The organism is Mesorhizobium sp. P5_C1 (genome assembly GCF_054049815.1).
In genome coordinates this window covers 1-10,745 of sequence record NZ_JBFULQ010000173.1, presented here as the reverse complement: position 1 = coordinate 10,745, position 10,745 = coordinate 1, and the positions used below count along the sequence as shown (strand labels likewise).

12 protein-coding genes and 1 pseudogene are annotated in these 10,745 nt (G+C 62.2%); 7 read left to right on the top strand and 6 right to left on the bottom strand.

Annotation, left to right across the window (positions count from 1 at the left end):
* Both ACXJ7R_RS15720 and ACXJ7R_RS15715 read left to right on the top strand, forming a co-directional pair.
* A pseudogene (locus tag ACXJ7R_RS15720) lies at positions 1-149 on the top strand (SH3 domain-containing protein); the annotation flags it as partial.
* Between the two features lie 449 nt (positions 150-598).
* On the top strand, positions 599-1,024 hold the full coding sequence (locus ACXJ7R_RS15715; protein WP_457152633.1) for a MucR family transcriptional regulator: 426 nt from the start codon (positions 599-601) through the stop codon (positions 1,022-1,024).
* A gap of 145 nt (positions 1,025-1,169) precedes the next feature.
* On the opposite strand, the gene ACXJ7R_RS15710 is transcribed toward ACXJ7R_RS15715, so the two are convergent.
* Together ACXJ7R_RS15710 and ACXJ7R_RS15705 are read right to left on the bottom strand one after the other, a co-directional pair.
* Positions 1,170-1,598: a SufE family protein gene (locus ACXJ7R_RS15710; RefSeq protein WP_457152632.1), complete on the bottom strand. Its 429-nt coding sequence runs from the start codon at positions 1,596-1,598 to the stop codon at positions 1,170-1,172.
* Between the two features lie 100 nt (positions 1,599-1,698).
* The gene (locus tag ACXJ7R_RS15705) at positions 1,699-2,064 is read right to left on the bottom strand and encodes a DUF5330 domain-containing protein (protein ID WP_457152631.1); all 366 of its coding nucleotides are present in this window, start codon (positions 2,062-2,064) and stop codon (positions 1,699-1,701) included.
* A gap of 535 nt (positions 2,065-2,599) precedes the next feature.
* Here ACXJ7R_RS15705 and ACXJ7R_RS15700 point away from each other — a divergent pair.
* From ACXJ7R_RS15700 to ACXJ7R_RS15690, 3 genes are all read left to right on the top strand, one after another.
* Positions 2,600-4,333, top strand: coding sequence for an ATP-binding protein (locus tag ACXJ7R_RS15700; protein WP_457152630.1), 1,734 nt, complete (start codon positions 2,600-2,602; stop codon positions 4,331-4,333).
* Positions 4,308-5,120 carry a peptidoglycan-binding domain-containing protein gene (locus tag ACXJ7R_RS15695; protein ID WP_457152629.1) on the top strand — a complete coding sequence of 271 codons (813 nt, stop codon included), beginning with the start codon at positions 4,308-4,310 and terminating at the stop codon, positions 5,118-5,120. Before ACXJ7R_RS15700 ends, ACXJ7R_RS15695 begins: the two co-directional genes overlap by 26 nt.
* Before the next feature lie 71 nt (positions 5,121-5,191).
* Positions 5,192-5,539, top strand: coding sequence for a DUF1491 family protein (locus ACXJ7R_RS15690; RefSeq protein WP_457152628.1), 348 nt, complete (start codon positions 5,192-5,194; stop codon positions 5,537-5,539).
* Here the strand turns inward: ACXJ7R_RS15690 and ACXJ7R_RS15685 are convergent.
* On the bottom strand, positions 5,517-6,578 hold the full coding sequence (locus ACXJ7R_RS15685; protein ID WP_457152627.1) for a hypothetical protein: 1,062 nt from the start codon (positions 6,576-6,578) through the stop codon (positions 5,517-5,519). The two genes, ACXJ7R_RS15690 and ACXJ7R_RS15685, sit on opposite strands and share 23 nt — an antisense overlap.
* A 210-nt stretch (positions 6,579-6,788) precedes the next feature.
* On the opposite strand from ACXJ7R_RS15685, the gene ACXJ7R_RS15680 reads away from it, so the two are divergent.
* Entirely contained in the window at positions 6,789-6,977 is a 189-nt protein-coding gene (locus ACXJ7R_RS15680) for a hypothetical protein (RefSeq protein WP_246461176.1), read from the top strand.
* Here ACXJ7R_RS15680 and ACXJ7R_RS15675 read toward each other — a convergent pair.
* The 3 genes from ACXJ7R_RS15675 to ACXJ7R_RS15665 all read right to left on the bottom strand — a co-directional run bounded on the left by ACXJ7R_RS15675 (position 6,974) and on the right by ACXJ7R_RS15665 (position 10,395).
* Positions 6,974-7,543, bottom strand: a complete 570-nt coding sequence (locus ACXJ7R_RS15675) for a DUF1254 domain-containing protein (protein WP_457152626.1) — start codon at positions 7,541-7,543, stop codon at positions 6,974-6,976. The two genes, ACXJ7R_RS15680 and ACXJ7R_RS15675, sit on opposite strands and share 4 nt — an antisense overlap.
* Positions 7,536-8,120, bottom strand: a complete 585-nt coding sequence (locus ACXJ7R_RS15670) for a DUF1214 domain-containing protein (RefSeq protein WP_457152625.1) — start codon at positions 8,118-8,120, stop codon at positions 7,536-7,538. Before ACXJ7R_RS15670 ends, ACXJ7R_RS15675 begins: the two co-directional genes overlap by 8 nt.
* A gap of 121 nt (positions 8,121-8,241) precedes the next feature.
* Positions 8,242-10,395, bottom strand: coding sequence for a transglycosylase domain-containing protein (locus tag ACXJ7R_RS15665; protein WP_457152624.1), 2,154 nt, complete (start codon positions 10,393-10,395; stop codon positions 8,242-8,244).
* Positions 10,396-10,550: 155 nt separating this feature from the next.
* Here ACXJ7R_RS15665 and ACXJ7R_RS15660 point away from each other — a divergent pair.
* Positions 10,551-10,745: hypothetical protein (locus ACXJ7R_RS15660; RefSeq protein ID WP_457152623.1), on the top strand; the 195-nt coding region annotated here is incomplete at its 3' end.

Genomic DNA, 10,745 nt, shown 5'->3' with positions numbered 1-10,745 from the left:
GGATAAACCTGCTCGACATCGCCAATCAGCCGGCGTGGAAGCAGGAACGGACGGTTCGCTATCGCTGGTGCGAAGTCTGGCATGACCCGGCCCAGAACGGCAACTTCGTCACAGGTTGGGCCTATGGCAAATACATCACGCCGCATTGACTGACCTTGCGGCAACTGATCCGAGGCAGTTCGCATGACCGGCATGTCGCCTGGTTGCTTGCGCAGGACATGCGGCAACCTGTGGTTTTGTGGACAGGTATGGGCAACCAAGCTTGCCCGTGCGATTGCCAAGCAAAATCAAGCATTGAAACCTGCTTTGTGAGTTATCGCGAATGTAACGACGAACTGACGTGGCGTCAGCGGTTGCTGGTTGGCGGGCGAAATATCGAAAAATTACAAAATGCACGAAAGGTTGAAGCTAATCCGGGAACAATTGATCAACATTGTTCAATATAGCGCAAAGACCGAATTGACTTACTTGGTCAGCAGGGTCATTGATGTGCACGCGACACGAATCGCAGAAGCTCTACCTGCATAAAAATTCGCGCGATGCCCTGCCTGAAAAAAAGGGCGCACACTGACGTAACTCTTGTTGGGGCCTGATGACCATGGATATTGTCGAAACACCTTCCAGAAACAGCGATGCGCTGATCGAATTGACCGCCGATGTGGTGGCCGCCTATGTCAGCAACAATCCCGTGCCGGTCGGCGAACTGCCGAACCTGATATCCGATGTCCATGCCGCGCTCGGGCGCGTGGGTGGAACTGCCGAACAGCCGCCTGCCGACAAGCAAAAGCCGGCAGTCAACCCGAAGCGCTCGGTTCATGACGACTACATCGTTTGCCTTGAAGACGGTAAGAAGTTCAAGTCGCTGAAGCGTCATCTGATGACCCACTACGACCTGACGCCGGATCAGTACCGCGAAAAGTGGAACCTCGACCCGAGCTATCCGATGGTTRCACCCAACTATGCGGCTGCGCGGTCCCAGCTTGCCAAGAAGATGGGTCTCGGCCGCAAGCGCAAGGCGCGGTAATCGCTGCACGCCACATCGGATCGACATCAACGGCGCCTTCGGGCGCCGTTTGATTTTGTGTGAAAGGGTTTTCCATCCGGAATTGCGTCAAGATGACGAAGTAGAGCGCTTCTACGCTCCGTGGAACGATGAACCGCTCCGGCTGTCAGGCGGTCTGCTTCAGCGCCGCCTCGGCGTCGCGCTTGATGCGCTTGACCATGGAGCGAAGGCCGTTGGCGCGCTGGGGCGACAGATGTTCGTCGAGGCCGAGCTCTTTCAACGTTCCTTCCGCGTCGGTCTTCTGGATCTCGCTGGCGGTCCTGCCGGAAAACAGCGCCAGCATGATCGCGACCAGCCCGCGCACGATATGGGCGTCCGAATCGCCGGTGAAGGTGATGACCGGATCGGCCCCCGGTCCGCGTTCGGTGGTCAGCCAGACCTGACTGACGCAGCCCGGCACCTTGTTGGCAGCGTTGCGCTCATCGTCCGGAAATGGCGGCAGCGCCTCGCCGAGGTCGATGACGTAACGATAGCGGTCTTCCCATTCCTCGAGGAACGAGAAGTCGTCGCGGATCGTCTGGATCGTCGTCGTCATAGTTCGGATATAGTCACGCGGCGGCGCCACGTCACGGAAAAAACAAGGACACCGCGGGCGTCGAGAGGGCAGACAGCCCGCGGTGCGCCGTCGGGACGGCTTAATTCTGGACCGGCAGGTTGACTGGCAAATTGACCGTTTGGGGCAAGACGATTTCCTCCGGCACGCTGCCGGTCATCGTCGACGTGTCAGGGCCCGCGGTGGACTTGTCGTCCAGCATCGCGGCCGCGATCTTGGCGGTCTCCTTGGCGCGGGCGGTGATGGTGTGCATGGCCGACTTGCCGGTTTCGCAGACGTCGGGTTTGCGTTCGCAAATGCCGGCGATGTCGCCAACCGCTTCACGCGCCGCAAACAGGGCCTGGATCGGCCCGACGCTCCCGCGGCCCGATTCGTCGGGACCGACAGCCAGTGGCAGCGCCAGCAGCACCAAGGAGAACCAGAAAGCCATTCTTATCAGGAAGACCATTCCCTTGCCTCTCGTCGTGACCGGATCATGCATCCATATGGCATGACCTCTTTTGTAGGCAGGATGGTGGCACACAGGCGCAAAGGACGGCTTGCAGGTTCGCCGAGAATTTTCCGCAAATTTTAGGCAAATCCGAAACGAACCGTTGTGCAAACAGTTTGTTTCAAATCCGAACGATTTTTCTTAACGCCGGATAACCATCTATCTATCTGTCTTGAATGCGTTTTTCGTGAAACCCGGGAGTCCAGGCGTCGCGTGGATACACCCCTTGGGCGTGGGCGCCGGATAACCCTCCGTTTACTATGGCTGCATTTGCCCGGGCTTTCGGCTGCCGGCATCCCGATATTTGCCGCAGGCCGGGCCTTGGTCGGCGCTGCCTTATCCATTCCTTAAACGCTGGATGCCAGTTTCTGAGTCAACCAAAACAATCTGCAAAAGCAGAGCTGTCCACGACGAGTACGGGTGCGTTGAGTTGAGTTCGATCAAGGCCAGATACGTTGAATTGCCTGGCGCGATGGCGGCTGGTTGCGAACGTATGGTGCACCCGTCCATCCTTGGGCAGAACGACCGCGAGCGCCAGCGCCGCTTCATCGGCGTCATGCTGGCGGCTCCTTTCTTTGCCGCCGGCGCCGCGGTCACGCTGGTCACGTCGGGCATGGGCGCCGCCGTCACCGTGGCCGCCATCTTCGCGGCCTTTGGTCTGTGCTGGTTCGTCGCCCTGCTGGTGGCGGCGACCGGCAAGATGGCCATCGCTGCTCAGGTCGCCCTGGCGATGGCCGGCATTGCGCTAGGCGGTCTCATCGCCGCCGCCGGTGGGCTGAGCTCTCCCGTCGCCATGCTCGTTGTGGCGCTGCCGTTCGAAGCCTGGTGGATCGGCGCCTCGCGGCGTGCGGCATTGTGGGGAGCCGTGTCGGCCGCTGTGGCCATCCTGGCGCAGCCTCTGGCAGGAATTCTGTTGCCGTTCGCCGGAGCACAGATTGCCGCGTGGCACTGGCTGGTGCCGTTGGCCTGGGCCCTCACATTGATCCCGCGCGCGTCGGCGTTTCAAAACACGACCGGTGCGGCCGACGTCACCGACGCGGCAGACCGTCTTGAAGACATCATCGATGCGGTGGTCTTGCGCGTCGCCCGCCATGGCGAGGTTCTGGACGCTTCGGCAAAGGCGCGCACGCTTTTGAAGCTGCCGCCCGAGCTGCTGTCCGGAAACGGCTTCTTCGATCGCGTCCATCTGTCGGATCGCGTCTGCTATCTCAGCGCCTTGGCCGACATGCGCGACGGCGCGTTGTCGCGCCGGCTCGAATTGCGCATCAGGCTGCCTCAGAACGGCAATGGACAGGCGGCCGACAATTACCGGCCGTTCTCACTCGATCTGGTGCGAGGTGAAGAACAGGGCGACGTCTTCACGCTTGTCCTGCGCGAGAACGACGACATTGCCCGGCTGCGCGAAAATCTCGCTGCGGCCAATGAGGCGGCGGCCTCGGCCGAAGTCGCCAAGGGACGCTTCCTGGCGGTGGTCAGCCACGAACTGCGCACGCCGTTGAATGCCATCATCGGTTTCTCCGACATGCTGCTGCACGAGATGTTCGGCGCCTTCAAGGATCCGCGCCAGAAGGAGTATGTCGGCCTGGTGAGGGATTCGGGCCAGCATCTGCTGGCCGTCGTGACCTCGATACTCGACGTGTCCAGGATCGAGTCCGGCGTCTATGCGACCGAGCCGGAGCCGTTCCGGTTCGCGGAAGCGGTCGACATGTGTCAGTCCATGCTGCGGCTGCAGGCGCAGGCGAAGAACATCGATCTGCAGACGCAGATCGCGCCGGACGCCGGCGATATCAATGCCGACCGGCGTGCCGTGCAGCAGATGCTCATCAACCTTGTTTCCAATGCGATCAAGTTCACCCCCGATGGTGGCGATGTGGTCGTCGGCGCCAAGCGGATCGGTTCGCGCCTGCATTTCTGGGTCAGGGACACTGGCATCGGCATCGCCGAGGAGGATTTTGCCAATCTCGGCAAGCCCTTCATGCAGATCCAGAACGACTATACCCGCCGGTTCGAGGGGACTGGCCTCGGCCTTTCGCTGGTCAAGGGCCTGGTGGCCCTGCACGAAGGCACGATGTCCATCGAAAGCATGCCGGGCGAGGGCACCACGGTGACCATCAGCCTGCCGGTGAACGGACCGAAGGGACACCAGGCGGAGAAGGCCGGAGTGCTGACGATGCCGGTGGCCATGGCGAAAGGGGACAGAAATGGCTCGCTCCGCAAAACGGCCTAAGGCGGTCAAGCGCCGCAGCAACGCCTTTCAGGACGGCGCCGTCGCCGTCGGCGGCGCGATCTCGCGCAATCCCGTCCTGGTCGGCGGGTCGACGGCATTCCTGGTGACGCTGTTCTACGTTTCCGCCAATGCCTTGTGGTACCAGCCTTTCCCGCATGCCGGCGCGTTCTTCGCGACCCGCAGCATGGAGGGCTTTCGGCATACAGCGTCCGACGAACCGGAGACGACGTTCAACATCGTGCGGCCATCCGGCACGCCGGCACCGATCAAGGGCGATCCGGTGGTCGAGCAGGTGCAGGGCATACTGAAGGATCTCGATTTCTATTCCGGAACGGTCGATGGCATTTCCGGGCCCAACACGCGCAAGGCCATCCAGGCCTATCAGCAGAAGGTCGGGCTCAATGCGTCCGGCGAGATCGACGCGCTTCTGCTGGACCAATTGGGCGCGACGCCGAAAACAGCGGCCGTCATACCGAGACCGCAGCCGCGCCCGGATATGCCGGCCGCCGTTCCGGTGTCCTTGCAGACAAACTCTGGGCAGACCAATTCCGGGCAGGCGAATGCCGACCAGGCGAATGCGCCGACGCAGRCACCCGATGCCCGCATCGTCAAGATCCAGGCCGGGCTCAAGGCATTCGGCAATGACGACATGCAGCTCGACGGCGTCGTCGGCACGCGCACCAAGGCGGCGATCAAGGAATTCCAGTCGCTGTTCGGGCTGCCCCAGACCGGCGAGCCCGATGAACTCGTGTACGTCAAGATGCGCGAGATCGGCCTGACCAACTAAGGGGCTGAAACGACGGCTCGCAGAGCGGCGGAAATATCGATAGATAGCCCGTACGCTTTCTGGAGCTTCTCATGCGCGTCACATCGGATCTGTGGGTCTCGGCCCTGTTGCGCCGGGTTTTCGGCGCCGGCGGATTTGCCACCGTGGTCAAGCGCGGCGCAACCGAAGCCGGCGCTGTGTTCGTGCTGGCGCGTGGCAGGTCTGGAGACATTGCCCTGTTCGGGCCGGCACCGCAGACAAGCTACGATTCGGCGAAGCCCGACGATCGCTTCTTCAGCCTTCTCGGCGCCGGCGATGATGCCGCCGTGCTCGAAGCACGGCTGGAACGGGAAAAGAAATTCGATCCCGACATCTGGGTGGTCGAGATCGAGGCCGGTGCCGTCTCCGTCGAGGAGCTTATTTCCGTGAAGTCGCCCTGAGGCCGGACGAAGCCGCCGCATCGTCGCTGTTCGATCCCGTCCGGTTATCGCTGTTTGCCGGTGCCGCATCGCGAACCGCTCTTGAAAGGGTCTCCGCCTTCCAGAGCCGCACCTTGTCCTGAGCCGCATCGCGATGCAGCAGGCGGTAGCGGTCGAGGAAGGCGCGGATAGCCTGCGGATGCGGGAATTGGCTGGGATAGACCGCAACCGTGATCAGGAATGCCCGGTCCTCGCTGAGGTCAAGAGAGCGCAGTGCTGCAAGCAGCGAGGCATAATTCTGGTTGCCGGTGAGCGATCGCGCGATCGAGAAATCGATATCCAGTGCGTCGGCGAGCGCGGTCTGGAAGAACGCCGCGTTTCCCGTCAGCGCCGTCTCGCGCAGTTTGAGATAGGCATCCGCGCCCGTGAACGGATCGGCGGTCGTCGCCCCGGCTTCGTCGCCGGTGCGCATCATGGTGCGCAGCCTGCGCCGTGCGTTTTCAGCGGCAATGCCGGCCGCCCGTTCTCTGGCGGGCTCTTCCGAGACGGCATCCGTGCTCATCGGTGCAATCTTGTCCGCCGTGGCCGTCACGGCCCTGTCCGCGGCGATGCCGTTCGCGTCCGGCTCCCGCACGCGTACCAGGGTTGGTCTTTCAAGCGCCCTGATCAGGTCGGCGATGGTCGGGTTCAAGTCCTTGCGCCGCGCAATGGCGCGTGCATGCGGAAGGCCGTGCCGCCCGATCAGCGCGATGAGGTCGATGTCACTGACCGCGCGGGAGCGAATGAGCAGCGGCGCGGCAATGTCGACCGGCTCCTCGCAAAGACGGCGCACCAATGCGGCGGGGGCATATTCGCATTCGGACAGGGCGGCCGCCACGTAGCGGCGTGATTCGACGGACACATTGTCGAACAGCGGCAGCGTCAGGTCTTCGAGTTGGCCGATCTCTCGGCGTGACGGGCGGGTGAGCGAGCAGAACGCCGACACCGCGGCGCGGAACAGCCTTTCAGCTTTGCCCGAGTCCGTCCGTATCGCGATTTGCCTGAAGTCCGAAGATGACACGAAGGATACGCCCGCACTCGACACAAACTCGACCACGCTCGACCGGGACTGTGTCGGTTTCGCGTTTGCCGCGGGTCGGAACGCCCTGACCTCGAGACAAAGATCAAGTTAGCGACGATCCGTTAGCGCTCCGTTAACCCTCTGCCGTCCTTAATGATATTTGGAGGCGTTGCGTTGTGCTCCGGGGAAACCGAGAGGAATGCGCGAATCATGGGCATGGTACTGTCTTTCGTGCCGCGTACGGCACCAAGCAATCGGACAAAGCAACCCGCCGAAATTCCGGCGGCGGTGATCATCTTCCCCGGCATCCGCTACGAGCGGTCGCATGCCGGCGAAGTGCGGCCGGTCGATCCCGACAAGCCGGGATCGCCAGGGACGAAGCCGGTTCCTCACCACTAGAAGTCTTGCAGCTCGCAGGAACTCTTTTCGAGGAAGCTTGATACGATCGGCTTCCAGCTGTCATCGGGCACGAAGGTGCGGATGACGAAGATGCCTTCCTCGATCGGCGCCTCGACGAAGATTGCTCCCTGAAGGTCCTCGGGAAGGTCCTTGCGCACGTCGATCATCTGCGCCGGCGTCAGCACGACGGCATCCAGCACGCCGTCGTTGGCGGTGTGGTCGTTGAAGGAATAGATGTTGTGGCCGCTGCGGTCATAGACCGACACCGACCAGAACGGCACATGTCCCGGCGCCTTGATGCGAACCACTCCTTCGCCCAGATCGAACCGGCACGCTGTCGCGTAGAACAACGGGTCGACGGACTTCACCACCGGCGCGCCACCGGCCTCCGCATCGAGACGCGTCATCCTGTAAAGGTCCGAGGTCATGGACAGCCGCGACCAGGCGTCTCGTTCGGAAAATTCAGGCACCAGGAGCAGCACGACGATGTGCACGATGCCGGCGCCGACCAGGCCGAGCAGGACAGCATGCAGAAGCTTGCGCATCGCCGCATAAGAGCTACGCATTGCAGCCGACCTTCAGGATCCGCGGCAGCGAAACGTCCGACAGGCCGGTGCTGCTGGCGATCGGCGTGTCGTAGAATGTCAGCACGAAATACATTCTGCCGAAGCCGCCGGTCAGCAGCCAGTTGCCCGGCATCGGGTGATCGCTGGCGGAAATGATGACCGAATTGTCGGGTTGTCGTACCACCCCAGAGGATTGCAGCGCCGCAAGGCGTGATTTTCCGGTTTCGACCACGCCGAGCGACTGATCGGCGGCATAGAGCGTCCAGAACCGTGCCGTCGGAAATCCACCCTCGATCGTGTAGGTGCATTCGCGCTTGAGTTCGCCGCCGCCAGCGTCACGCTCGGCGACGAAGGACAGCCCTTCGGCACGGCCGAGCGCAAGCACGCCCTCACGCGCCACGCGGGCCTTCGAATAGGGGTCGGCGGCTGGCGTGCCGATATCGGGAAAGGCCGTCCATTGGCCGATCCGGATGGCGCCGACACCATCCTGGGCTTTCAGCGCATACCAGACGCTGCCGCCACCGCCGCCGATGGCTATGACAAGCGAAAGCAGCGTCAGGAGTGCATTCTTGAGCATGAAGGGCCGGGGACACGAAGAGTTGCCGCTCGGGGATATCGCGGCGCGGGGTCCCGTGGCAAGCGGGCCGATGGATTTGCCCGCCCAAGCCAGTCGCAAAGATCCACTCAGTCGGAAAGAATCACAGTGCCGACAGCTTTTCCGGCGGTTGAGGCGCTGCGAGGGCCGGCGCTGACTGGAACTGCTTGGTCATGTCCCTCAACGTCTGCGTGGTCCGGCTGGACAACACCGGCGGCCGTTCGGCCGCCGCATCGGCTGCCGCTTGATCGTCGCTCTTCTTCTGCGCTTCCCCGGCCTTGGCTGCGATCTCTTCATCGACAAAAGGCTTGTCGATGCCGGGGATCGGCTTGAGGTCGATGTTTTGATGGGCATAGACCATGAGACGCTGCCAAACCATTGCCGGCAGCGAGCCGCCAGTCATGTTCTTGGTCGGCGTGAAATCGTCGTTACCCAGCCACACGGCCGCCGTGTAGTTGCCGGTGAAGCCGACAAACCAGGCGTCACGGTAGGATTGCGTAGTCCCGGTCTTGCCGGCGACGACGATGTTGGGAATTTGCGCGCGGCGCGCCGTGCCCATCACCGGCACCGCCGCCAGCATGGTGTTCATGGATTTGAGCGCCTGCTCGGACAACACCCGGTGCGGCGGCGGCGCATCCTTGGCGAAGTCGTAGACCACCTCGCCGGTGCGGGTGACGAGCTGCGTGATGCCGTGCCGGGAGCCGACGAAGCCGTTCTGGGCGAACACGCTGTAGCCCGTCGCCTGATCCATCACCGTCATGCCCGAGGTGCCGAGCACCATCGTCTTGTGCGATTCGAGCGGCGATTCCACCCCCATCGCCTCGGCCATTGCCTTGATCGGCGGGATGCCGAGATAGTCCTTGGCCAGTCGCACCGGCACGGTGTTGATCGACTTGGCCATCGCCATGATCAGTGTGATCCGGCCGGCCGATTCGCCGCTGTAATTGTGCGGTGACCAGGTGCCCCAGCTGATCGGGCCGCCGGAAATGATGGAGTCGGGCGTGAAGCCGTGCTCCATCGCCGTTGCATAGACATAGGGCTTGAACGATGAACCGGTCTGGCGCAGCGCCTTGGTGGCACGGTTGAACTGGCTGGCGCCATAGTCGCGGCCACCGACGATGGCTCTGACGGCGCCGTTGGTCTCGATGACGACGACAGCGCCCTCGGTGACGTTATACTCCTTGCCGAACTGGCGCAGGTGGAACTCCACCGATTCTTCCGCCGCCTTCTGGATGTTGGCGTCGAAGGTGGTGTGGGCCACAAGCGAGTGCTGGCCTGGCTTGGCGATCTTCTTGACCTCGTCGAATGCCCAGTCGAGGTAATAATCCGGGCTTTTCTGTTCGCCGCGATCGACGACATCGGCAGGGTGCAGCCTTGCCTGCAGCACCTGACCCTCGGTCATGAAACCGGAATCGACAAGGTTGGACAGCACCACATTGGCGCGCGCGCGCGCCGCCGGCAGATTGATGTGCGGTGCATATTTGGTCGGCGCCTTGAACAGGCCGGCCAGCATCGCCGCCTCGGCGAGGTTCAGGTCCTTGACGCTCTTGCCGAAATAGAAGTCGGCGGCCGCCTCGATGCCGAACGTGCCGCCGCCCATATAGGCGCGGTCGAGATAGAGCTGCAGGATTTCCTTCTTCGACAGATTGGCCTCGAGCCACAGCGACAGGAAGGCTTCCTTGATCTTGCGCTCCAGGGTGCGCTCGTTGGTGAGGAACAGGTTCTTGGCCAGCTGCTGGGTGATGCTGGAACCGCCCTGGACGACGGAGTTCGCCCGCACATTCTCGAAGATAGCGCGTGAAAGGCCAAGCACGTCGATGCCGTAATGATCGAAGAAGCGGCGATCCTCGGTGGCGAGCACCGCCTTGATGACGTGATCGGGCATCTCGTCGACCGGCACCGAATCGCGCTGGATGATGCCGCGCTGCCCGATCTCGTTGCCGTAGCGGTCGAGGAAGGTGACGGCGAAGTCGCCCTGGGCGCGCCAGTCGCCAGCCGTATCCTGGAAAGCCGGAACGGCCAGCGCCAGCATCACCACAATGCCACCGGCACCCAGAGTAAAACCTTCGCTCAACAGTTCGATGATGCCGCGGCGCCAGCCGTTGACGCGGAAGCGCCGCGAGAAGATCRTCGCCGCTTCCCAGAACTGGCGCGCCTTGAAACCGATCTCGTAGAGCGAGGAATCGAGCCAAGCATCGAGCGCCAGCAGCCGGGCTGCGATCGGACCTCTTCTCTTGTGCGGTTCAGGACTGGCCATTCGGAAATCCGGCTCGGCGATGGCGCGACCTGAAAACCGCAAACCGGCAATTTCAGGGCGGCGCCCTGTCCCGACTATTCATCCATTTTGTGGACGCTCACAAGAGCGGCGAGGACACAGCTGCAAGGTTTGTTGGCGCAAGGGCAGGGGGCAGCGTGAAAGGCAACTCTGTCGCGCGCCCAGAGAAAGGTAAATTGTTGCAGGCAAGCAGACATAACGTTCCTTCAATCAGGGCAAATTATATGTTTGGTGAGCTAAAAATTGCAACGAAAGAAAGTAGCATGAAACGCCTGTTTTTTATCTGCTCCATATCCTCCTTGCTGTTCCTGTCCGTGAGCCGAGCATTCGCG